The sequence below is a fragment of the Nocardioides sp. TRM66260-LWL genome (assembly GCF_020075545.1).
In the GTDB taxonomy this organism is placed as follows: Bacteria; Actinomycetota; Actinomycetes; order Propionibacteriales; family Nocardioidaceae; genus Nocardioides.
Window position 1 is genome coordinate 583,209 of sequence record NZ_JAIQZK010000001.1, and the last position, 21,790, is coordinate 604,998.

The 21,790-nt window shown below is 74.7% G+C and carries 20 protein-coding genes; 17 read left to right on the forward strand and 3 right to left on the reverse strand.

The window, feature by feature from the left end; translation table 11 throughout:
- The first annotated feature begins 102 nt into the window (after window positions 1–102).
- The 12 genes from K8Z61_RS02790 to K8Z61_RS02845 all read left to right on the forward strand — a co-directional run bounded on the left by K8Z61_RS02790 (window position 103) and on the right by K8Z61_RS02845 (window position 12,378).
- Complete coding sequence (locus K8Z61_RS02790; protein WP_224126535.1) at window positions 103–1,158, forward strand: hypothetical protein; 1,056 nt, start codon at window positions 103–105, stop codon at window positions 1,156–1,158.
- A gap of 70 nt (window positions 1,159–1,228) precedes the next feature.
- On the forward strand, window positions 1,229–2,569 hold the full coding sequence (gene glnA / locus K8Z61_RS02795; RefSeq protein WP_224126536.1) for a type I glutamate--ammonia ligase: 1,341 nt from the start codon (window positions 1,229–1,231) through the stop codon (window positions 2,567–2,569).
- Window positions 2,570–2,573: 4 nt separating this feature from the next.
- Window positions 2,574–3,281, forward strand: coding sequence for a type 1 glutamine amidotransferase (locus K8Z61_RS02800; RefSeq protein WP_224126537.1), 708 nt, complete (start codon window positions 2,574–2,576; stop codon window positions 3,279–3,281).
- Window positions 3,278–6,262 (forward strand): bifunctional [glutamine synthetase] adenylyltransferase/[glutamine synthetase]-adenylyl-L-tyrosine phosphorylase, encoded by a 2,985-nt coding sequence (locus K8Z61_RS02805; protein WP_224126538.1) that lies wholly within the window; start codon window positions 3,278–3,280, stop codon window positions 6,260–6,262. Before K8Z61_RS02800 ends, K8Z61_RS02805 begins: the two co-directional genes overlap by 4 nt.
- 105 nt (window positions 6,263–6,367) lie before the next feature.
- Window positions 6,368–7,792 carry a PKD domain-containing protein gene (locus tag K8Z61_RS19195; RefSeq protein ID WP_308116737.1) on the forward strand — a complete coding sequence of 475 codons (1,425 nt, stop codon included), beginning with the start codon at window positions 6,368–6,370 and terminating at the stop codon, window positions 7,790–7,792.
- Window positions 7,789–8,517 (forward strand): MotA/TolQ/ExbB proton channel family protein, encoded by a 729-nt coding sequence (locus tag K8Z61_RS02815; protein ID WP_224126539.1) that lies wholly within the window; start codon window positions 7,789–7,791, stop codon window positions 8,515–8,517. Before K8Z61_RS19195 ends, K8Z61_RS02815 begins: the two co-directional genes overlap by 4 nt.
- Entirely contained in the window at window positions 8,514–8,909 is a 396-nt protein-coding gene (locus tag K8Z61_RS02820; RefSeq protein ID WP_224126540.1) for a DUF2149 domain-containing protein, read from the forward strand. The genes K8Z61_RS02815 and K8Z61_RS02820 overlap by 4 nt, the downstream gene beginning before the upstream one ends.
- 99 nt (window positions 8,910–9,008) lie before the next feature.
- Entirely contained in the window at window positions 9,009–9,986 is a 978-nt protein-coding gene (locus K8Z61_RS02825) for an NAD(P)/FAD-dependent oxidoreductase (protein WP_224126541.1), read from the forward strand.
- Between the two features lie 20 nt (window positions 9,987–10,006).
- Window positions 10,007–10,198, forward strand: a complete 192-nt coding sequence (locus K8Z61_RS02830; protein ID WP_224126542.1) for a ferredoxin — start codon at window positions 10,007–10,009, stop codon at window positions 10,196–10,198.
- Between the two features lie 5 nt (window positions 10,199–10,203).
- Window positions 10,204–11,103: a 3-oxoacyl-ACP reductase gene (locus K8Z61_RS02835; RefSeq protein WP_224126543.1), complete on the forward strand. Its 900-nt coding sequence runs from the start codon at window positions 10,204–10,206 to the stop codon at window positions 11,101–11,103.
- Window positions 11,103–11,879 carry a glucose 1-dehydrogenase gene (locus K8Z61_RS02840; RefSeq protein WP_224126544.1) on the forward strand — a complete coding sequence of 259 codons (777 nt, stop codon included), beginning with the start codon at window positions 11,103–11,105 and terminating at the stop codon, window positions 11,877–11,879. Before K8Z61_RS02835 ends, K8Z61_RS02840 begins: the two co-directional genes overlap by 1 nt.
- Before the next feature lies 1 nt (window position 11,880).
- Window positions 11,881–12,378 carry a pyridoxamine 5'-phosphate oxidase family protein gene (locus tag K8Z61_RS02845; RefSeq protein WP_224126545.1) on the forward strand — a complete coding sequence of 166 codons (498 nt, stop codon included), beginning with the start codon at window positions 11,881–11,883 and terminating at the stop codon, window positions 12,376–12,378.
- Between the two features lie 6 nt (window positions 12,379–12,384).
- Here the strand turns inward: K8Z61_RS02845 and K8Z61_RS02850 are convergent, their stop codons facing one another.
- Window positions 12,385–13,056: a TetR family transcriptional regulator gene (locus K8Z61_RS02850; RefSeq protein ID WP_224126546.1), complete on the reverse strand. Its 672-nt coding sequence runs from the start codon at window positions 13,054–13,056 to the stop codon at window positions 12,385–12,387.
- Between the two features lie 216 nt (window positions 13,057–13,272).
- On the opposite strand from K8Z61_RS02850, the gene K8Z61_RS02855 reads away from it, so the two are divergent.
- From K8Z61_RS02855 to K8Z61_RS02870, 4 genes are all read left to right on the forward strand, one after another.
- Window positions 13,273–14,565 carry a glycosyltransferase family 4 protein gene (locus K8Z61_RS02855; protein WP_224126547.1) on the forward strand — a complete coding sequence of 431 codons (1,293 nt, stop codon included), beginning with the start codon at window positions 13,273–13,275 and terminating at the stop codon, window positions 14,563–14,565.
- Window positions 14,566–14,619: 54 nt separating this feature from the next.
- Window positions 14,620–15,387, forward strand: coding sequence for a class I SAM-dependent methyltransferase (locus K8Z61_RS02860; protein ID WP_224126548.1), 768 nt, complete (start codon window positions 14,620–14,622; stop codon window positions 15,385–15,387).
- Complete coding sequence (locus tag K8Z61_RS02865) at window positions 15,380–16,486, forward strand: prenyltransferase (RefSeq protein ID WP_224126549.1); 1,107 nt, start codon at window positions 15,380–15,382, stop codon at window positions 16,484–16,486. Before K8Z61_RS02860 ends, K8Z61_RS02865 begins: the two co-directional genes overlap by 8 nt.
- Window positions 16,487–16,548: 62 nt before the next feature.
- Window positions 16,549–17,229, forward strand: coding sequence for a GNAT family N-acetyltransferase (locus tag K8Z61_RS02870; RefSeq protein ID WP_224126550.1), 681 nt, complete (start codon window positions 16,549–16,551; stop codon window positions 17,227–17,229).
- An 85-nt stretch (window positions 17,230–17,314) separates the two neighbouring features.
- Here the strand turns inward: K8Z61_RS02870 and K8Z61_RS02875 are convergent, their stop codons facing one another.
- Window positions 17,315–18,628, reverse strand: a complete 1,314-nt coding sequence (locus tag K8Z61_RS02875; protein ID WP_224126551.1) for an HNH endonuclease signature motif containing protein — start codon at window positions 18,626–18,628, stop codon at window positions 17,315–17,317.
- A 354-nt stretch (window positions 18,629–18,982) separates the two neighbouring features.
- Window positions 18,983–19,636: a class I SAM-dependent methyltransferase gene (locus K8Z61_RS02880; RefSeq protein ID WP_224126552.1), complete on the reverse strand. Its 654-nt coding sequence runs from the start codon at window positions 19,634–19,636 to the stop codon at window positions 18,983–18,985.
- A gap of 58 nt (window positions 19,637–19,694) precedes the next feature.
- Here K8Z61_RS02880 and K8Z61_RS02885 point away from each other — a divergent pair, with 58 nt between their 5' ends.
- Window positions 19,695–21,779, forward strand: coding sequence for an acyl-CoA dehydrogenase (locus tag K8Z61_RS02885; protein WP_224126553.1), 2,085 nt, complete (start codon window positions 19,695–19,697; stop codon window positions 21,777–21,779).
- Window positions 21,780–21,790: the final 11 nt, after the last annotated feature.

Below are 21,790 nucleotides of genomic sequence, written 5' to 3' on the forward strand. Positions count from 1 at the left end.
TGCGCGTCGGGCCCGAAATGGGCGTGTCGACGCCGCCCGGCTGGTAGAACCGGGGCGCGCGGTGCGGGACCGCGCAGGGGATGCGGTCGGAGGACTCGGGGCGTGGCACAGCGGTACGGCCTGCGGCGCGGTCTGAGCAGGGTCGCGCAGTCGCAGCTCGCCGCCCTCGCCACCATCCTCGTGCTGCTCGCCAGCATGCCGGCCGATGCGACGGCCGCCACCCGCGAGCCCATGCCCTCCTCCGAGGCCGTCTCCGTCGGCCGCGGCCTCGGCCCGTCGGCCGTCGACACCACGCCCAGTCGCAGCGAGTGGAGCGCCGCCCGCGCCGGTCGCGGCACCGTCTACCAGGTCACGTTCTGGGCGCCGGCCGGCGTCAAGATCCTGGTCGAGGGGCTGCTGCCGCTCACGGTGCCCGCCAGCGCCGCCGACGGCCATCTCGCCGGCATCGCCGTGGCCCGCTGCCGCGGCGACGGCGGCGACCGGCGCACCATGACGATCGCCCGCAACATCCGCCGCGGGCAGACCGTGCGGCTGCGCCCCGGCTTCCTCTACACCCCGACGATCACCGGCGACCACCGCTGCGAGGTCGCGCTGCGCACCGGACGCCCGCGGCCGGCCCGCTACGGCGGTGCGTCCAACACCGTCCGGCTCGCGCCGGGCGGGCAGCTGCGGGTGAGCCGTGCCGACGACGCCGTCTCCGAGAGCTTCCGTCCGGGACGCCCGAGCCCGCTGGTGCGCCGCGGACGCCCGCTGCCGACGTTCGCGGCCGTGCGCATCCCCAGCACGATGCCCCGCTTCCAGATCGCCTTCGCGACCTACCTGACCTCGTGCACCTCGCGCAGCGGCAGCTACGACACGATCAGCGGTCGCTACACCTGCCCGCAGCGGCTGGTCCGGCGCAGCGACTCGCGGGTGCGGGTCCGGGTGCTGCTGGCCCAGCTCGGCGGCGGCACCTGCGGACGTCGGGTGGCGCTCGTCGACCAGGTCGTGCGGGTCGACAAGCACCTGCACCACCTGCCGTTCTGGCGGGGCGTCTCCGGCGAGCTGCGCCCCGACTGCGGCGACGCCGTGGCCCGCCTGTCGTTCACCACGCTCAGCGCGACGCCGGTCGTCGTCCACCGCAGCGGCACCCTGCTGCGGGTGCGCGTCCGACCCTGACGCCGATCCCGTCGCGGCCGCGTCGCGCGCCCGTCGCCGGGCCGTCGTCGCGCCCGGCTAGGGTGCGCGCATGGGCAAGCAGGAAGACTTCGTTCTCCGCGCTCTCGAGGAGCGTGACGTCCGGTTCGTCCGGCTCTGGTTCACCGACGTGCTGGGCTCGCTGAAGTCCGTCGCGGTGGCCCCGGCCGAGCTCGAGGGCGCCTTCTCGGAGGGCATCGGCTTCGACGGCTCCGCGATCGAGGGGTTCACCCGGGTATTCGAGGCCGACATGCTGGCCAAGCCCGATCCGTCGACCTTCCAGATCCTGCCGTGGCGCAGCGGCGAGGGCCCGGCCACCGCCCGCATGTTCTGCGACATCGAGATGCCCGATGGCTCGCCGTCGTTCGCCGACCCGCGCCACGTGCTCAAGCGGACGCTGGGCAGGGCCGCGGAGCAGGGGTTCACCTTCTACACCCACCCCGAGATCGAGTTCTACCTGTTCAAGGACATGCCGGGAGCCGGCGAGGAGCCCGTGCCGGTCGACCGCAGCGGCTACTTCGACCACACCGCGCAGTCCGAGGGCGCCGACTTCCGCCGCGAGGCGATCACGATGCTCGAGGCGATGGGCATCTCGGTGGAGTTCAGCCACCACGAGGCGGGGCCGGGCCAGCAGGAGATCGACCTGCGCTACGCCGACGCGCTCTCCACCGCCGACAACATCATGACCTTCCGCACCGTCATCCGCGAGGTCGCGCTGAGCCAGGGCATCTGGGCCTCCTTCATGCCCAAGCCGTTCACCACCCACCCCGGCTCGGGCATGCACACCCACGTCAGCCTGTTCGAGGGCGACGAGAACGCCTTCTACGAGGCCGGCGCGGAGTACCAGCTCTCGAAGGTCGGCCGGCACTTCATCGCCGGCGTCCTCCAGCACGCCGACGAGATCTCCGTGGTCACCAACCAGTGGGTCAACTCCTACAAGCGGATGATGTTCGGCGGCGAGGCGCCGTCCTACATCTGCTGGGGCCACAACAACCGCTCGGCGATGATCCGCGTGCCCATGTACAAGCCGATGAAGGGCCAGTCGACCCGCGTCGAGCTGCGCACGATCGACGCGGCGTGCAACCCCTACCTGGCCTTCGCGGCGGTGCTCGCGGCCGGCCTCAAGGGCATCGAGGGCGAGTACGCGCTGCCCGCGGAGGCCGAGGACGACGTGTGGTCGCTCTCCGAGCGCGAGCGCACCGCCCTGGGCATCAAGCCGCTGCCGCGCAACCTCAACGAGGCGATCGCGGTCGCCGAGGAGTCCGAGCTGCTCGCCGAGACCCTCGGCGAGCAGGTCTTCGACTTCCTCCTGCGCAACAAGCGCGCCGAGTGGGACGAGTACCGCGGTCAGGTCTCGGCCTTCGAGCGCGACCGGATGCTGCCGATCATCTGAGCCGATGCGTTCCGATCCCGCGCCGCGCGTCCTCGTCGTCCAGCACGAGGACGCCTGCCCGCCCGCGCTGCTCGGCGCCGGGCTCGAGGCCGCAGGGTGCGTGCTCGACGTGCGCCGCGGGCACCTCGGCGAGCCGGTGCCCACCGAGCCGGGCGACGCGGACGCCGTGGTGGTGCTCGGCGGCGCGATGGGCGCCCACGACGACGCCGACCACGGGTGGCTCGGCGCCACGAAGGAGCTGATCCGCGCCAGCCGGGGCGCCGACGTGCCGCTGCTCGGCATCTGCCTGGGTCATCAGCTGATCGCGGTGGCGCTCGGCGGCGACGCCGCGCCGAATCCGCGGGGCCGGCAAGCGGGCGTGGTGCCGGTCGGCTGGTCGCCGGCCGCCGCCGACGACCCGCTGCTCGGCGCGGCACGGGCGTCGGCCGCCGTCGGCGTCCACTTCAACGACGACGTCGTCCACACGCTGCCCGCCGGGGCGACGGCGCTCGCCGTCGCCCCGGGCGGGGAGCTGCAGGCCGCGCGCTACGGTCCGCGTGCCTGGGGGGTGCAGTGCCACCCCGAGGCCGACGTCGCGGTGTTCTCCGGCTGGCCCGGCACCGAGCCCCACGTCGCCGCGGTGGCCGACCGGGCCGCGGAGCTCGCCGCCGGCTGGGCGCCGCTCGCCCGGACCCTGGCGGCGCTGGCGCGCCAGCACGCCGGCGCGCGATGAGCCGCCGGGCCACGACCAAGGGCCAGCTGCTGCGGCACGGCTTCCTCGACGCCGACGCCGCGCTCCCACGGCTCGAGCGGCTGGGGCTGGCGGCCGACCCTGTCCTGGCGCTGCTCGGGCGCACCGCCGATCCCGACCGGGCGCTCGCGAGCCTGGTCTCCCTGCTCGAGGTGGTGCCCGACCCCGACGCGCTGACCGCCGCGGTGGCCGACGACGAGGGCACCGCCATGCGCCTGCTGAGCGTGCTGGGCGCCAGCGAGGCGCTCGGCCGTCACCTGTGCCGTCACCCCGAGCAGTGGCGCGAGCTCACCGACCCCGATCTCGGCTCGACCCGTCCGACCCGGGCCTGGCTGCGGGCCTGCCTGCTGCGGGCCGTCGGCGCCGACCCCGTCGCGGTCCTGCCGATCGCCACCCGCGCCGACGCCGACGCGGTCGACGCCCTGCGGGTCGAGTACCGCCGGCTGCTGCTCCGGCTGGCCGCCCGCGACCTCGCCCACCACCTCGGGGTCGACGACGTCGCCGCCGAGCTCTCCGACCTCGCCGTCGCCACTCTCGACGCTGCGCTGGCCGTCGCCCGGCAGCGGGTCGGGGCCGCGGCGAGCACCGTGCGGCTAGCGGTGATCGCGCTCGGCAAGTGCGGCGGTCACGAGCTCAACTACGTCTCCGACGTCGACGTCGTCTTCGTCTACGAGTCGGCGCCCGAGGCCGACGAGGCCCAGGCCGCCGCAGCCAACCGGGTGGCCACCCAGCTCGCCAGCCACCTCATCCGCATCTGCTCCGAGCCGACCCGCGAGGGCGAGATCTGGCAGGTCGACGCCGCGCTGCGGCCCGAGGGCAAGGCCGGGCCGCTGGTGCGCACGCTCGCCAGCCACGTCGGCTACTACGAGCGTTGGGCCAGCACCTGGGAGTTCCAGGCGCTGCTCAAGGCGCGACCCGCTGCCGGCGACCTCGCACTGGGGGAGGCCTACGTCGAGGCGCTGGCGCCCCTGGTGTGGCGGGCGGCCGAGCGCGACGGCTTCGTCGAGGAGACCCGCGCGATGCGGCGCCGGGTCGTCGAGCACATCCCCGCCCGCGACGCCGACCGTCAGCTCAAGCTGGGCGAGGGCGGGCTGCGCGACGTCGAGTTCGCCGTCCAGCTGCTGCAGCTGGTGCACGGCCGCGCCGACGAGGCGCTGCACGCGCCCGCCACGCTCAGCGCGCTCGCCGAGCTGACCCGCGGCGGCTACCTGGGGCGCGAGGACGGCGAGGCCCTGCACCGGGCCTACGAGTTCCTGCGCACCCTCGAGCACCGGCTCCAGCTCTTCGCGCTGCGCCGCACCCACGTGGTGCCGCGCGACCCCGACGACCTGCGCCGCCTGGGGCGCGCGATGGGCTTCCTCAAGGACTCCGCCGCGGCGCTCGAGCAGGCGTGGGCCGACCACCGCCGCGAGGTGCGTCGCCTGCACCAGAAGCTCTTCTACCGCCCCCTCCTCGGCGCGGTGGCGCGGATCCCCGGTCCGGAGGCGCGCCTCTCGCTCGAGGCCGCCGAGCAGCGCCTCGCCGCGCTCGGGTACGCCGACCCGGCCGCGGCCCTGCGCCACCTCGACGCGCTCACCGCCGGCGTCTCGCGCACCGCGGCGATCCAGCGCACGCTCCTGCCGGTGCTGCTGCAGTGGTTCGCCGACGGGCACGACCCCGACGCGGGCCTCTTCGGCTTCCGGCGCATCTCCGAGAGCCTCGGCGACTCCCACTGGTACCTCCAGACCCTGCGCGACGAGGGCCAGGTGGCCGAGCGGCTGGCCTGCGTGCTGTCCCGCTCGCAGTACGCCACCTCGCTGCTCGAGCGCGAGCCGCAGGGCGTCCGCATGCTCGGCGGCCCGCTGGAGCCGGTGTCGCCCGCACAGCTGCTGGACGAGATGCGCTCGGCCGCCGCCCGGCGCGGCGACCCCGAGCGGGCCGTCCGGGCGATCCGGGCCGTGCGGCGCCGCGAGCTGTTCCGCCTCGCCTCCGGCGAGCTGCTCGGCCTGCTCGACGTCGCCGACCTCGGGGCCGCGCTCTCCCGGCTCACCGACGCGACGCTGGAGGCGTCCCTGGAGGTGATCGCCGAGCAGGTGCGGGTGCGGCGCGGGCTCACCCAGCGCCCGGCGCGGCTGGCCGTCGTGGCGATGGGCCGCTACGGCGGGTTCGAGCTGTCGTACGGCTCCGACGCCGACGTGCTCTTCGTCCACGAGCCCCTGCCCCACGTCGACCCCCACGTCGCCTCGGGCTACGCCCAGGCGGTGGCGCACGAGCTGCGCCGCCAGCTCGGGCTCCCCGGCGCCGACCCGGCGCTGGTCGTCGACGCCGACCTGCGGCCCGAGGGCCGTCAGGGGCCCCTGGTGCGCACGCTCGACGCCTACGCCGCCTACTACGCCAAGTGGTCGCAGGTCTGGGAGGCGCAGGCGCTGCTGCGGGCGGACGCGGTGGTCGGCGACCCCGACCTGCGCGAGCGATTCACCGCGCTGATCGATCCGCTGCGCTACCCGGCCGGCGGCCTCTCGGACGCCGACGTCCGCGAGATCCGGCGGATCAAGGCGCGCGTCGACGAGGAGCGGCTGCCCCGCGGCGCCGACCGCGCGACCCACCTCAAGCTCGGCCGGGGCGGGCTCGCCGACATCGAGTGGACCGTCCAGCTGCTGCAGCTGCGGCACGCCGCCGACGTCGCGGGGCTGCGGACCCCGCGCACGCTGCCGGCGCTGGCCGCGGCGGGGGAGGCGGGCCTGCTGGAGGCGCACGACGTCGAGCTGCTGTGCACCGCGTGGCGGCACGTCAGCCGGGTGCGCAACGCGGTCACGCTCGTCCGCGGACGGCCGGGCGACCAGATGCCGAGCGATCCCCGCGAGCGGGCCGGGGTGGCCCGGGTGCTCGGCTACCCGGCCGGCGCGTCGGGGGAGATGCTCGACGACCACCTCCGGATCACCCGGCAGGCCGGCGCCGTCGTCGACCGCGTCTTCTGGGAGTGACCCGCCTCACCCCTCCGGTGAACCCTCGGTGAACCCCGCCGTCCGAACGGTCGGAATCCGCGAGATCCGGCCGTGCGACGACCGTCCGCCGGGTACAACGTGTGCGTGACTCGGCACCGCCACCCCCGCGTCCGCGCGCGCCTCGGCGCGGCGCTGGTCGCGCTCACCGGCGCCGCCCTGCTCCTCCCCGTCGGCGCCGCCCCGGCGCCGGCCGCGCCCTCGGGGTCGGTCGTCGTCTCGGTGCTCGGGGGCCCCAGTCGCACCTTCACCGCCGCGCAGCTCGCGGCGCCCGCCCTGCAGGACGTCCCGGGCGCGCCGTACCAGCTGCGCGACGAGGGCGGCGGCGGCCGCTCCGCCGGCGGCGACGGCTGGGTCTCGCTGCGCGCGCTGCTCGCCGAGGCCGGCGGCCCGCCGCCCGGACGCATCACCTTCGCCGAGGTCCAGGGGCCCGACGGCGTCAGCCACCCGCTCGCCCGGGGCGAGCTCGTCGGCGGGTTCGCCGGGGGGCTGGTGCCGGCGGTCTCCGCGCAGGCCGGCGGCGTCACCTACGTGCGGCCGCTGCGCGGCGGCGACGACGCGAACCTCTCGCCCGACCCGAACCGGCAGGGCTTCGAGCAGACCCCGGGTCGTCTCACGGTGCTGCTGCACACGACCGGCCGGCTGCTCGACGTCGAGGTCGAGGCCGACCGCGTCGACGAGGACACCTACCGGCTCGCGGCGAAGGTCGACGACCCGCCGCCGGGCCTGGCCCTGGCCTGGACCTTCGGCGACGGCACGTCCGGCACCGGCCCGAAGGTCGAGCACACCTGGACGGGCAAGCCGGGCACCTATCCCGTCACCCTGCAGGCCCGCGGCGGCGACGGCTCGTGGGGACGCGCCGCGCCGACGAGCGTCGACGTCACCGCGCCCCGCCAGCCGAGCCCGACGCCCTCGCCGACCGCGCCGTCCGGCAGCCCGACCGGCACGCCGACCGCGATCCCCACCGGCGGCCCGACGGACGCGCCGACCGACGGGCCGAGCGGCTCGCCCGGCCCCGGTGATCCGACGCCCACGGGTCGCCCCACGACCCCGCACGGGGGCCACGGCCAGGCGACGCCGGACCGCGGCGACGACCTCGGCGACCTCGGCGGGGTCGGCGTCGGCCTGCCGCTGGACGGCTCGGGCGGACGTCCGATCGGGCCGTTCGCCCGGGGCCGGGCCGTCACCCCGCCGTCCGGGCCGACGGCCGCCGGGCTCGACGTCGGGTCGCTAGCGGCCCCCGCGCCCGCCGAGGCGGCCCGGCCGCTCGCCGACGGCCGACTGCGCGTCCGCGGCGTGCTGCTGACCTCCGCCGGGCCGATCGCGCCGGCGTCGGCGACGCCGGTGTCGGCGGCGCCGCGCACCGTCGGACAGGCGATGCTGCTGCCCGTCTGGGTCGCGCACCTCATGCTCCTGGCCGGGCTGATCGGCGTCGGCATGCTGCGGGAGACCGCTCCGGTGCTGCGCCGCCCGCGCCCGGTCTCCGACGACGAGCGGGAGGAGCGCCGATGAGCGCCGCGATGGACGGCGTCTACGGCTTCGTCTACGACCTGGCCGACGCGCTCGAGGGGCCGGTCGTGGTGCTGGCCGTCGTCGCGCTGCTGGTGACGGTCGTCGAGGCGGGCGCGTTCCTCGTCGAGCTGTGGCAGCGCCGTCCGCGTGCGGTCTCCGTGGCCGGACGCGCGGTGGCGGCGCGCACCGCGCTCGACGCCGGCGACCGCGAGGCTGCCCTCGACGAGCTCCGGCCGCTCGGTCGGACGGCTCGCATGCGGGTCGCGCTCGAGACCTTCGCCGCCGTCGCCGGTCCGGCCGCGGCCGAGCCGGTGCTCGCCAAGGAGCTCGCCGACGTCGACCTCGACGCGCAGCGTCGGCTGGGGCGCACCCGGCTGCTCGTCCGCTTCGGCCCGGCGCTGGGCCTCATGGGCACCCTGATCCCGCTCGCGCCCGCGCTCGAGGGGCTGGCGTCGGGCGACGTCACGACCCTCTCGCAGAACCTGCGCACGGCGTTCTCGGTCACGGTCCTCGGCCTGCTGGTCGGCGCCGTGGCGTTCGCGGTGTCGCTGGTGCGCGAGCGGCTCTACGGCCAGGACTGGTCGGACCTCGAGTTCGTGGCCGCCGTCCTCACGGCCGACGACGCGCCGCCGCTCCCGCCGCACGCCGTCGAGCCGGAGCCCGAGCCAGAGCCCGAGTCAGAGCCCGAGTCAGACGACGAGGCCGAGGCCGAGGTCGCGCGATGATCCGCGTCTCGACCCGCGCGCGCCGCTCGGGCGACGGCGCGGGCGACCCGCTCGACGGCCTGGTCAACCTCTTCGACCTCGGCATCGTGCTCTCGGTGGGCTTCCTGATCGCGGCGCTCTCCTCGCTGAACCTGACCGACGCGCTCACCACCGGCGACGCCCCCGGACGCGGCGACCAGGTCGCGGTGCCCCCGGGGGCCGGCAGCGGCGACGTGCCGCCCGCGGGGTCCGAGGTGATCGGCACGGGGGAGCGGGTCGGCTCGGTCTACCGGCTCTCCGACGGGCGCCTGGTCTACGTCGTGCCCAGCCCGTCGGCCGGTCCCTCGTCCGGGCCCGCGTCCGGCCTCCCGAGCCTCGCGCCGACGCTGGACACGACGCCGTCCCCGCGCTAGCGTCCGGCCCGAACTAGAACACGTTCCATTTCAGGGGACGTGCTCACGGTGGTGGACGAGGTCCTTGCCGCCGTCCCCGGGCGCAGGAAGGATCGCCGCGTGACCCAGACCACGGCAGCGGCCGACCTCCTGATCATCGGCGCAGGCCCCACGGGCCTCTACGCCGCGTACTACGCGGGCTTCCGCGGCCACCACGTGGCCGTCGTCGACTCCCTGCCCGAGCTGGGCGGCCAGATCACCGCGATGTACCCCGAGAAGCAGATCCTCGACGTCGCGGGCTTCCCGTCGGTCAAGGGCCGCGACCTGGTCGAGGGCCTGGTGGCGCAGGCCGCCACGGCCAAGCCCGACTACTTCCTCGACCGCACGGCCCGCGACCTGGTCGAGGACGACGACGGCGTCACCGTCACCCTCGACGACGGCACGGTCATCCGCGCCGGCGCGGTGCTGATCACCGCGGGCATCGGTCGCTTCACCCCGCGCCCGCTGCCCGCCGGCGAGGGCTGGCTGGGCCGCGGCCTGGAGTTCTTCGTGCCGAGCTTCGCGCCGTACGCCGGCAAGGACGTCGTCATCGTCGGCGGCGGCGACAGCGCCTTCGACTGGGCCCTGCACCTGGAGCCGGTCGCGGCGTCGGTGACCCTCGTGCACCGCCGTGACGCCTTCCGCGCCCACGAGCGCACCGTCGAGGAGGTGCGGGCCTCCCGCACCCGCATCGTCACCCGGGCCGAGGTCGCCGCGCTCCGCGGGGCCGAGCACCTCGAGGAGGTCGACGTCGTCGTCGACGGCGAGACCACCACGCTGCCCTGCCAGGCGCTCGTCGCCGCGCTCGGCTTCGTCGCCGACCTCGGCCCGATCCAGCAGTGGGGCATCGAGACCGATCGGCGGCACATCGTGGTCGACTCCTCGATGCGCACCAGCCTGCGGCGGGTCTTCGCCGCGGGCGACATCACCGAGTACCCCGGCAAGGTCCGGCTGATCGCCGTCGGCTTCGGCGAGGCGGCCACCGCCGTCAACAACGCCACCGTGGCGATCGACCCGAGCGCCAAGGTGTTCCCCGGCCACTCCAGCGAAGGCAACTGAACCCGTCCCGAGGAGGACACATGCGGATCACGGTCGACTTCGACCTGTGCGAGTCCAACGCCCTGTGCGAGGCGCTCGCCCCCGAGGTCTTCGAGCTCGACGACGACGACTACCTGGTCGTCAAGGCCGAGCACACCACGCCCGAGACCCAGGCGTCCGTCGAGCAGGCGGTCGCCGCCTGCCCGCGCGCGGCGATCCGGCTGGAGGCGTGACCCGCGTGAGCACCACCTCCCTCGACGGCCTGGTCGCCGTCGTCACCGGCGCGGGCGCCGGGCTCGGCCGCGCGGAGGCCCTCGCCCTGGCCGACGCCGGCGCGCGGGTCGTCCTCAACGACCTGCCCGGCGCCGCCCAGGAGGCCGCCGAGGAGATCCGCGCGCGCGGCGGCGAGGCGGTCGTCGTCGAGGGCGACGTCGCCGAGCGCAGCACCGCCGACGCCATGGTGGCCGCGGCCGTCGAGGGCTACGGCTCGCTCGACGTCGTGGTCAACAACGCCGGCATGACCCGCGACCGCATGCTCTTCAACATGTCCGACGAGGAGTGGGACGCCGTCGTGCGGGTGCACCTGCGGGGTCACTTCCTGCTCTCCCGCAACGCGGCGTCCTACTGGCGCGAGCGCTCGAAGGCCGAGGGCGGGCCGGTGTACGGCCGGGTGGTCAACACCGCCTCCGAGGCCTTCCTCGGCGGCTCGCCGGGCCAGGCCAACTACGCCGCCGCGAAGGCCGGCATCGCCGCGCTGACCCTCTCGACCGCGCGCGGCCTCGAGCGCATCGGCGTGCGCGCCAACGCGATCTGCCCGCGGGCGCGCACTGCGATGACCGCCCAGGTCTTCGGCGAGGACACCTCCGGCCTGGAGGTCGACCCGTACTCGCCCGAGCACGTCGCGCCCCTGGTGGCCTACCTGGCCTCCCCGGCCGCCGAGGCGATCACCGGGCAGGTGTTCGTCGTCTACGGCGGGATGGTCGCCGTGGTCGCGGCGCCGGTCGTCGCCGAGCGCTTCGACGCGCCCGGTGCGGCCTGGACCGCCGACGACCTCGACAAGCAGGTCGGCGGCTGGTTCGCCGACCGTCCGCTCGGCGAGGGCTTCGCCGCGGACTCGATCATGCGGCTGAGCGTCTGATGGCCGGGGGAGCGGGCCGGCTGGCCGGCAAGGTCGCCATCGTCACCGGCGCGGCGATGGGCCAGGGCGCGGCGATCGCGCGGGCCTTCGTCGAGGAGGGCTCCGCGGTCGTGCTGGCCGACGTCGCCAAGGAGCAGGGCCAGGCGCTGGCCGACGAGCTGGTCGCCGCGGGCGGTCGGGCGCACTTCGCGCACCACGACGTGGCCGACGAGGGCTCGTGGACGAGCGTCGTCGCCGTCGCCGAGGAGCGGTTCGGGCCGGTCTCGGTGCTGGCGAACAACGCCGGCATCCTGCGCTTCGGCGAGATCGCCACGGGCTCGCTCGACGACGTCGAGCTGATGTGGCGGGTCAACCAGCAGGGCACCTTCCTCGGCATGCGGGCCGTCGTCCCGTCGATGCGCCGCGCCGGGGGCGGCTCGATCATCAACGCCTCCTCGGTCGAGGGCCTCGCCGGCATGGCCGGCTGCACCGGGTACGCCGCCACGAAGTGGGCGATCCGCGGCATGACCAAGTGCGCCGCCATGGAGCTCGGCGGCAAGGGCATCCGGGTCAACTCCGTGCACCCCGGCATGATCGACACGCCCATGACCCGGGTGCACGGCGGCGACGTCGCGATGGAGTTCGGCGCCTCGAAGGTGCCGATGCGCCGGGTCGGCACGCCCGCCGACATCGCCCCGGTCTACGTGTTCCTCGCCAGCGACGAGTCGGCCTACATGAACGGCGCCGAGCTCGCGGTCGACGGCGGCGTCACCGCCACCCACGCGTTCGGCGGCTGAGGTGGCCAACCAGCGCTCGCAGGTCGTCATGTCGGACGAGGAGGTCTGGGAGTTCCTGCACCAGCAGCGCTCGGCCACGCTCGGCACCTACGGGCCCCAGGGCCGGATCCACCTCGTGGGCATGTGGTACGCCGTCCGCGACGGCGCGGTCTGGTTCGAGACCAAGGCCAAGGCGCAGAAGACCCTCAACGTGCGCCGCGACCCCCGGGCCTCGTTCCTCGTCGAGGCCGGGCACACCTACGACCAGCTGCGCGGGGTGGCGTTCGAGGGGCGCGCCGAGATCGTCGAGGACGAGCAGGTCGTCTGGGACGTGTGCGTCGACGTCTTCGAGCGCTGCACCGCGCCGTACTCCGAGGAGATGCGGCCGCTGGTGGAGCTGATGGCGAAGAACCGCGTCGTCCTCCGGCTCGAGCCCGAGCGCATCCGCTCCTGGGACCACCGCAAGCTCGGCCTGCCGCCGATGGAGATCGGCGGCACCACGGCGGCGTTCCTCGACTGAGCGGGGTCAGTCGCGCAGCAGCAGGCTGACGGCGACCTCGATCTGGTGCGCGGTGTCGGCGGCGGTGGAGCGTCCGGTGACCCAGCCGACCAGCGCGGAGAGCCAGACGTCGCCGATCACCTTGGTGATGGCGACGTCCTCCTCGCCCAGCTCGCCGACGTCGACCAGGTCGGGGTGCAGCGCGCGGCTGAGCATGGAGGTCATCGTCATGCCCACCCGGTGGATCTCGGCGGTGGCGGAGGAGTCGGCGAACATGAACGCCCGGGTCAGCGCCTCAGTGAGGTGCGGGTCGGCCTGCAGGCCGCGGCTGAGCATCTTGAGGATCGTGATCACCCGCTCGGCGGCGGTCTCGCCGGGCACGGGCCGCCCGCGGAGCCCCTGCTCGGCCTTGTCGAACTCGCGGCCGAGGGCCGAGACCAGGAGGTGGATCTTGGACGGGAAGTACCGGTACAGCGTGCCGAGCGCGACGTCGGCGCGCTCGGCCACCGAGCGCATCTGGACGGCGTCGAAGCCGCCCTCGGAGGCCAGCGCGATGGTGGCGTCGAGGATGCGCTTGCGGCGCTCGCGCTGCGCGGCGGAGCCGACCTCGTCGGGCGAGGGAGCGGCCGCCGGGGCGGTCGCGGCGGTGCCCAGGTCGGTGCTTGCGTCGGTGGTGGCGTCGGTGCTGGTGGGGCTCACGTGTCTTCCGTCCGAGAGGTGGGGCCGGGCGGTCCCGCAGGCGACCGCGGGCCGGACTCCGGTGGCCGTTCCCGCTGATGACCGCATTAGGCTAGCGAGGTCCGGGTCATGATAGGAACACGTTCCACCTCGTCCGGGCTGAACCACCCCTTCGGTCCGGACGCCGCGAGCGCCCCAGCCGTTGCCCGCCCACGACTCCCCGGAGGGTCCCACCGCATGCGGATCGCCCTGCTGTCCTACCGCTCGAAGCCGCACTGCGGTGGCCAGGGCATCTACATCCGGCACCTCTCCCGCGAGCTCGTCGCCCTCGGCCACAGCGTCGAGGTGTTCTCCGGCCAGCCCTACCCCGAGCTCGACGAGGGCGTCAGGCTGACGAAGGTGCCGAGCCTCGACCTGTACCGCGAGCCCGACCCGTTCCGGGTGCCGCACTGGCGCGAGTTCCGCGACCGGGTCGACGTCGAGGAGTTCGCGACGATGTGCGCGGCCGGCTTCCCCGAGCCGAAGACCTTCTCGACCCGCGTGGCCCGCCTGCTGCGCGAGCGGCGCGAGGAGTTCGACGTCGCCCACGACAACCAGGTGCTCGGCTACGGCATGCTCGACGTCGAGCAGACGCTGCCGCTGGTGACGACCCTGCACCACCCGATCACCTTCGACCGGCGCATCGACCTCGCGGCCACGCGTCACCCGTGGCGCAAGATCACCCTGCGCCGCTGGTACGGCTTCCTGCGCATGCAGGGCCGGGTCGCGCGCGCCGCCCGGCTGATCATGACGCCCTCGGAGACCAGCCGCCGCGACATCACCGCCGACTTCGGCGTCGACCCCGCCCGCATGCGGGTCATCCTGCTCGGCGTCGACGACGCCTTCGTGCCGCCGCCGGCCGACCGGCCCCGCGTGCCCGGCCGGATCCTGGCCATGGCCAGCGCCGATGCGCCGATGAAGGGCATCGCGACGCTGCTGGAGGCGTTCGCCAAGCTGCGCACCGAGCGCGACCTCGAGCTCGTCCTCGTCACGAAGCCGAAGCCGGGCGGGCGCACCGAGCAGCTCATCGAGCGGCTCTCGATCGGCGAGCACGTGCGGTTCGTGCACGGCGTGAGCCAGGACGAGCTGGTCGAGCTGATGGGCTCGGCCGAGCTCGCCTGCGTCCCGTCGTTCTACGAGGGCTTCTCGCTGCCGACCGCCGAGCTGATGGCCTGCGCGACGCCGCTGATCGCCTCCCGCGCCGGCGCGATCCCCGAGGTCACCGGTCCCGACGGCGAGTGCGCCGACCTCGTCACCGCCGGCGACGTCGGCGAGCTCGAGGCCGCCATCGCCGCCCTGCTCGACGACCCCGAGCGCCGCGCCCGCATGGGCGCCGCCGGACGCGCCCGCGTCGAGCGGCTCTTCAGCTGGCGGGCGGTGGCGGTCAACGTCGCGGCCGCCTACGAGGAGGTCGTCTCCCAGTGGCACGCCGAGGGGCCGATGCCCACCGCCACGAAGCGCCAGGCGCGCCGCCTGCGCCGGCACCGCTGACCCGTCCCGCTCCCGCTCAGCCCCCGCTCAGCCCCGCAGCACCCAGGAGGACCCTTGCTCACCGTCGACTTCGACCGTCTCGGCCTGACCGCGGGCGACCGCGTGCTCGACATGGGCTGCGGCGCCGGCCGGCACGCCTTCGAGATGTACCGCCGCGGCGGCGACGTCGTCGCCTTCGACATGGACGCCGACGAGCTGGCCAAGGTGCGCGACCTGTTCGTCGCCATGCAGGAGGCCGGCGAGGTGCCCGAGGGCGCGGAGGCCGACGTCAAGCAGGGCGACGCGCTGGCGCTGCCCTTCGCCGACGGCGAGTTCGACCGCGTGGTGGCCGCGGAGGTGCTCGAGCACATCCACGACGACGTCGCGGCGATCAAGGAGCTCGTGCGAGTGCTGCGTCCGGGCGGCACGCTCGCGGTCTCGGTGCCGCGCTGGCTGCCCGAGGTGATCAACTGGCGGCTCTCCTCGGACTACCACCACGCCGAGGGCGGGCACATCCGCATCTACACCGACCACGAGCTGATCGACAAGATCACCAAGGCCGGCCGGTTCAACGACGGCACGCCGGGCGACGCGATGGTCTACGAGGGCCGCGACTACGCGCACGGCCTGCACGCGCCGTACTGGTGGATCAAGTGCGCGGTGGGCGTCGACAACGACGAGCACCCCCTGGCCAAGGCGTACCACCGGCTGCTGGTGTGGGAGATCATGAAGCAGCCGCGGGCGCTGCGCCTGGCGGGCAAGGTGCTCGACCCGCTGATCGGCAAGTCGATGGTGCTGTACTTCCGCAAGCCCGAGGTCGGCGGGGCTGCGGCCCGTGGCTGACGCGCGGCTGCCGTTCGTCGAGGGCGTCCTCTCGGCCGCGCAGGTCGCCGACACCGCTCGCGCGATCGCGGCCATGCAGGAGCCGTGCGGGGCGATCCCGTGGACCACCGGCGAGCACGTCGACGTGTGGAACCACGTCGAGGCCGCGATGGCGCTGCTCGTGGGCGGCGAGGTCGAGGCCGCCGAGCGCGCCTACGACTGGGTGCCGACGAAGCAGCGGGCCGACGGCTCGTGGCCGATGAAGATCGTCGCCGACGCCGTCGAGGACGAGCGGGGCGAGTCGAACATGTCGGCGTACCTGGCCGTCGGGCTGTGGCACCACTGGCTGCTGCGTCGCGACCAGGCGTTCGTGCGTCGGTTCTGGCCGCACGTGCGCGCGGGCCTCGACTTCGTGGTCTCGCTGCAGCAGCCCTGGGGCGGCATCGCGTGGACGCCCGTCGACCACTTCTGCCTGCTCACCGGCAACGCCTCGATCCACCACTCGCTGCGGGCCGGCGTCGCGCTCGCCGAGCTGCTCGACGAGCCGCAGCCGGAGTGGGAGCTGGCCGGCGGCCGGCTCGGGCACGCGATCCGCGCGCACCAGGACCGCTTCGCCGACAAGTCCACCTACTCGATGGACTGGTACTACCCGGTGCTCGGCGGCGCCGTCCGCGGACCGGCCGCCCTCGAGCGGCTCGCGTCCCGCTGGGACGACTTCGTCGTGCCCGGCCTCGGCATCCACTGCGTGGACACCAACCCGTGGGTGACCGGCGCCGAGACCTGCGAGCTGGTGATGGCGCTGGACGTGATCAGCGACCACGCCCGTGCGCGCACGCTCCTGGCCGACATGCAGCACCTGCGCGCCGGCGACGGCTCGTACTGGACCGGCTGGGTCTACGACACCGGCCGCACCGACGAGCCGGGCGACGTCTACTGGCCGCACGAGCAGACCACGTACACCGCCGCGGCGGTGATCCTCGCCGTCGACGCCCTGGGGGAGACCTTCGGCCACGCGACGCCGGGCTCGGGCATCATGCGCGGCACCTCCCTCGCGCCGCACTTCGCCGAGCTCGCGCTGGAGTGCGGGTGCCCGTCGACGGAGGCGGTGCCGACCCGCTGAGCCGCCCAGCGCCCGCCGGCAATCGGCTCGCGCCCCGGCGCGGCCGCGGGGCAGGATGCGGCATGCCCAGCCTCTCGGAGATCTTCCCGCCCTTCGGCCTGTCGGTCGCCGCCGGATCCATGGAGCTGCGCGTCCTGCGTGACGACGACCTGCCCGAGCTCGTCGACCTGGTCGCCGCCGGCGTCGCCGACCCTGCTCTCCCGATGCCGTTCCGTGCCGCCTGGCACGAGGAGCCGCTCGACCTCGGCGGTCCTCGCGGCTTTCCCACCGAGTCGTTGCGCTGGTGGTGGTCGCAGCGCGCCGCGTGCGCGTCGGACGAGTGGTGGCTGGCTCTCGTCGTCCGGGCCGAGGGCCGGATCGTCGGGCTGCAGGACGTCCACGCCGTCGACTTCCCGCTGACCCGCACGGTCGAGACCGGCTCGTGGCTCGGCCGCGAGCACCACGGGCGCGGGCTCGGCACGCTGATGCGTCGCCTGGCGGTCGGCCTCGCCCTGGACGAGCTCGACGCCGAGTGCTGCGTCTCCGCCTACATCGAGGGCAACGCCGCGTCGGCGGCCGTCAGCCGGAAGGTCGGCTACGTCGACGGCGAGCGGGTGCGGATCGTCCAGCGTCGTCGCGGCGAGCGGACGGCCGCCTGGGAGCAGCGAGTGGTGGTCACGCGCGACACGTACGTGCGGCCCGAGGAGCCGGTGCGGATCGAGGGCGCTGCCGCCGTCCGGCGGTTCCTCGGCATCGAGCGCTGACGCCCGGGCATGCCCGTGGCCCGATCACCGGGTGGTGTCGGGCTGCGGGGTGGTGTGGTGGGTCAGGCCGGGGGTTTCGGCAGGCTCAACCACCGGGGTCAGGCTCGACCACCACGAGGGTGGTGCCGTGGCGGTCGCGCTTGAATCGGACGCCGTTCGGTGATCGCCACAGGTAGACGCCGGGTTGGTCGGGTCCGGCTGGCTTGTATCTCCAGCCTTCGTGGGTCTTGTGGCGGTGGTGCTTCCTGCACAGCGGTGCGAGGTTGGAGGACGCCGTCGGTCCGCCGGCCTCGTAGGGGTCGATGTGGTCGGCGTCGCAGGACCGTGCCGGTCTGCGGCAGTACGGGAAGACGCAGGTGTGGTCCCTGATGGTGATCTGCTCGCGGATGAGGTCCGGCACCTCGTAGGCGTCGGAGTACCGCTCGGCGGCGAGGTCGAGGATCGGGCGGACGGTGACGGTGGTGCCGGCGGTCTGGCACCACGCCTTGATGACGTCGACACCGAGCGGTGAGCGGGACGCCTCGCTCCGGGCGACGTCGCCGAGGGCGCCGGTGACGGCGTCGACGGAGAGGTGGACGTAGAGCGCCAGGTGCCGCGACCGGGACGGCGTCGCAGCTGCGGCACTCTCCGTCCCTCCGCTGGCCTCGAGCGGGAGGGCTTGCTCGCCGCGGGCGAGCATGCCGGCGGCCTTGGCACGGCGGACGTTCAGCGTCTCCTCGGAGCCGGCCTTCTTCAGCTGCTCGGCCAGGGCTGCGATGGCGCGTTCGAGGTCGGCGGCGTCGGGCTGGTCGAGGATCGCGGAGACGTCGACGGTGCCGTCGAAGCCGGTCTGGCCGAGCCAGACGTCGAAGCGGCGGTGCTCGGCCTCCCGGGCCTTCCGCAGGATCGCGTCCCCGGGGTCGGCGTGCTCCTGGGCGAGGCGGCAGATGTTCGAGATCTGGGTCCGCGAGACCTGATGGGCGTAGGCGGCGACCCGGGCGTCGACCAGGTCGGCCGCTTCGGCGGAGAGGGGGATGGTGTCCTCGGCGATCCGGCGGACCTGCCACACCGCCAGCTCGCCCTTCACCAGACGAGACCACACCCGCGGGAGCCGCACGCACGCCTCGAGTGCCTGGCCGACGTAGAACGACCCGGCTTGCTGGGTCATGCCGAGTGCGGTGATGAACTCGGTGACCGCATGCTCCTGCACCTCCGGTGCACCGGCGCCGGCGAGGGGAAGCATCATCCCGGTGTCGATGACATACCCAGCGACGTCACCGCTGCCGGCCACGTGTGCGATCGCCCAGTCCGCGGCGGCGATGAACACCTCGCGCTCCGACTGCTCAGCGGCAGCCCGCGCTGCCATCGCGGCGCGCAGGGCGTCGCTGTCACGCAGCAGCCGAGGGGTCCGAGAGGGCATAGCCTGATTCTATGCGAACACGCGTTCGAGAGGAAGTGGATATCCCCAGATCAGACCAGGTTTTCGAAGCGGCGACCACAGACAACTGAGAGAAACTACGACGAGGCCGGCAGCGGCGAACGGGGAACACCCGCTGTACCGAGACGGCGAGCGACCACCGAGTGCCATGACCGCCACCGGGACCACCGACATGCGGTGAGCCGACCGCGGCTGGTCGGCCACACGTCACGGCCAGCATTGCGGTGCGGGGGTCTCGACAAGCTCGACCATCGGCGCGAGCTCGACCACCGGCGCGAGCTCGACCACCGCGCCGCGCCCGACCACCAGCGCGCTCGCCCGCGTCGACGCTCACTGTCAGCCGACGGGAGCCCCCGCCTCGCCGGCGACCCGGCGCAGCACCCGCATCGAGCCCAGGGCCTCGACCTCCTCGAAGCTGCCGCTCTCGAGCGCGCGGAGGAACACGTGGTACGGGGGCTGGCCGCCGTCGGCGGGGTCGGGGAAGACGTCGTGGATGACGAGGAGTCCGTCGCGCATGATCCAGCGGGCCCAGCCGGAGTAGTCGTTCTGCGCGTGCACCTCGGCGTGGCCGCCGTCGATGAAGAGCAGGGACAGCGGGGTGCGCCAGTGGGCGGAGACGGTGGTGGAGGCGCCGACGACCGCGACGACGTGCTCTTCGAGGCCGGAGCGCTCGAGGGTGCGGCGGAAGATCGGGAGGGTGTCCATGCGGCCGGTCTCCGGGTCGACCAGGGAGGTGTCGTGGTGCTCCCAGCCGGCCTGGTTCTCCTCCGAGCCGCGGTGGTGGTCGACGGTGAAGACGACCGCCTGCGGGCCGCCGACGATCCGCGCCGCGCCGGCCAGGTGCAGGGCGGACTTGCCGCAGTAGGTGCCGACCTCGAGCGCGGGGCCGTGGGGGAGGCGCTCGAGCGCGCGGCGGTGGAGCAGCAGGCCCTCGTCCTCGGGCATGAAGCCCTTCGCGGCCAGGGCGTGGGCGTGCCAGTCGTCAGTCACGCGCGGAGCCTATAGAGTGGCGAGCCAAGTGGAACACGTTCTAGTTTCTGGAGGGCGCATGTCGATCGGGATGTCCGAGGAGCACGCCGACCTGGCCGAGAGCCTCCGCGGATGGGCTGCGGGTCTCGCGGGCGCCGACGTTGCCCGGGCGGCCGAGCACGAGCCGGACGAGGCGTTCTCCGCCACCTGGAAGGCCGTCGTCGAGATGGGCGTCGCCGCGATCGGGCTGCCCGAGTCGCTCGGCGGCTCGGACGGGACGACGCTCGACGTCGCCGTCGCGCTCGAGGCGTGCGCGCACCACCTGGTGCCCGGACCGCTGCTCGGCACCGCCGCCGCGGCCCTGCTCGCCCCCGAGGCCGTCGGCGCGACCGTCGCCGCGGGCGGCTCGATCGGCCTCGCCACGCGTCCCGGCGGCCCGGTGTGGGACGCGGCGGGGGCCTCCTCCGTCGTGCTGCCCGACCCGGACGGCACGTGGTGGCTCGTGCCGTCCGCGGTGCTCGACCTGCGACCGGTGGTCGGCCTCGACCTCACCCGTCGCGCGGCGCCCGGCGTCGACCTGCCGCTCGCCGACCTCCCGGACGCCGTCGCCCTGCCCGGGCTGGACGCCGCGCGGGTGCACCGGGTCGTCGTCACGCTGGCGGCGGCCGAGGCGGCCGGCGTGGCGCGCTGGTGCCTCGACACCGCGGTCGCCTACGCGAAGGTGCGCGAGCAGTTCGGGAGGCCGATCGGCGCGTTCCAGGCGGTCAAGCACCTGTGCGCGCAGATGCTCGAGACGGCCGAGGCGGTCACGGCCGCGGCGTGGGACGTCGCCGTCGCCTCCGCCGCGGGCGAGGAGCAGTGGGCGTTCGCAGCTGACGTCGCCGCCATCACGTGCATGGAGGGCGCGGTCGAGAACGCCCGCACCGCCATCCAGGTGCTCGGCGGCATCGGCTTCACCTTCGAGCACGACGCCCACCTGTACTACCGGCGGGCCCAGGCGCTGCGCAGCCTCGTCGGCAGCCCCGACGACGCCGCCGTGCGCCTGGCCGACCGCGCCGCGGACGGCGTGCGGCGCCAGCTCGTCGTCGACCTCGAGGGGCGGGACGCCGAGGTGCGGCCGGCGGTCCGCGAGCAGGTCGCGGCGATCGCCGCGCTCCCGGAGCCCGAGCGGCGGGCCGCCCTGGCCGACGCCGGGCTGCTCGCCCCCCACTGGCCGGCGCCCTACGGACGCGACGCCGACGCCGTCGCGCAGCTGGTGATCGACGAGGAGCTCGCCGCGGCGGGCGTCGAGCGACCCGATCTGGTGATCGCCGGGTGGGCGCTCCCGACGATCATCGAGCACGGCACCGACGCCCAGCGCGAGCGGTTCGTCGCGCCGTCGCTGCGCGGCGAGCTCGTGTGGTGCCAGCTGTTCTCCGAGCCCGGCTCGGGCTCCGACCTGGCGTCCCTGCGCACCCGCGCGGAGCGGGTCGAGGGCGGCTGGGCGCTGACCGGCCAGAAGGTCTGGACGTCGCTCGCCGACCGCGCCGACTGGGGCATCTGCCTGGCCCGCACCGACCCCGACGCGCCCGCCCACCAGGGCATCACCTACTTCCTCGTCGACCTGCGCAGCCCGGGCATCGAGGTGCGCCCGCTGCGCGAGATGACCGGCGAGGCGCTGTTCAACGAGGTCTTCCTCGACGCCGTCTTCGTGCCCGACGAGCTGGTCGTCGCCCGGCCGGGTGACGGCTGGCGGCTGGCCCGCACCACGCTCGCCAACGAGCGCGTCGCCATGGGCAGCGCGCGGCTCGCGACGAGCACCGAGCGCGCCGTCGAGATCGCGGCCGCCGACGACCTCGGCGCCGTCGCCCGGGCCGCCGTCGGACGCTCGGTGGCGCTCTCGACCGTCTGCTCGCTGATCGGGCTGCGCTCCACCCTGCGCTCGCTCGCCGGGCACCGGCCGGGGGCGGAGTCGAGCGTGGCCAAGCTGCTCGGCGTGCGCAACCGGCAGGACGGTGCCGAGCTCGTCGTCGCCCTCGCCGGCGACCGCCTGGCCCTGCTCGGCGCCGACGCCCCGGACGTCTGGGAGATGCTCAACACCCGGTGCCTGTCCATCGCCGGCGGCACGACCCAGATCCTGCGCAACATCGCGGGCGAGCGGCTGCTCGGTCTGCCGCGCGGCTGAGGCCCGGCGAG

What these genes read in the sequence shown, in the direction of transcription:
- glnA (WP_224126536.1), top strand. Translation starts at nt 1,229, where the DNA reads ATGGGCAAGCAGGAAGACTTCGTTCTCCGCGCTCTCGAGGAGCGTGAC.
- K8Z61_RS02815 (WP_224126539.1), top strand. Translation starts at nt 7,789, where the DNA reads ATGAGCGCCGCGATGGACGGCGTCTACGGCTTCGTCTACGACCTGGCC.
- K8Z61_RS02855 (WP_224126547.1), top strand. Translation starts at nt 13,273, where the DNA reads ATGCGGATCGCCCTGCTGTCCTACCGCTCGAAGCCGCACTGCGGTGGC.
- K8Z61_RS02870 (WP_224126550.1), top strand. Translation starts at nt 16,549, where the DNA reads ATGCCCAGCCTCTCGGAGATCTTCCCGCCCTTCGGCCTGTCGGTCGCC.
- K8Z61_RS02800 (WP_224126537.1), top strand. Translation starts at nt 2,574, where the DNA reads ATGCGTTCCGATCCCGCGCCGCGCGTCCTCGTCGTCCAGCACGAGGAC.
- K8Z61_RS02820 (WP_224126540.1), top strand. Translation starts at nt 8,514, where the DNA reads ATGATCCGCGTCTCGACCCGCGCGCGCCGCTCGGGCGACGGCGCGGGC.
- K8Z61_RS02875 (WP_224126551.1), bottom strand. Translation starts at nt 18,628, where the DNA reads ATGCCCTCTCGGACCCCTCGGCTGCTGCGTGACAGCGACGCCCTGCGC.
- K8Z61_RS02840 (WP_224126544.1), top strand. Translation starts at nt 11,103, where the DNA reads ATGGCCGGGGGAGCGGGCCGGCTGGCCGGCAAGGTCGCCATCGTCACC.
- K8Z61_RS02885 (WP_224126553.1), top strand. Translation starts at nt 19,695, where the DNA reads ATGTCGATCGGGATGTCCGAGGAGCACGCCGACCTGGCCGAGAGCCTC.
- K8Z61_RS02805 (WP_224126538.1), top strand. Translation starts at nt 3,278, where the DNA reads ATGAGCCGCCGGGCCACGACCAAGGGCCAGCTGCTGCGGCACGGCTTC.
- K8Z61_RS02830 (WP_224126542.1), top strand. Translation starts at nt 10,007, where the DNA reads ATGCGGATCACGGTCGACTTCGACCTGTGCGAGTCCAACGCCCTGTGC.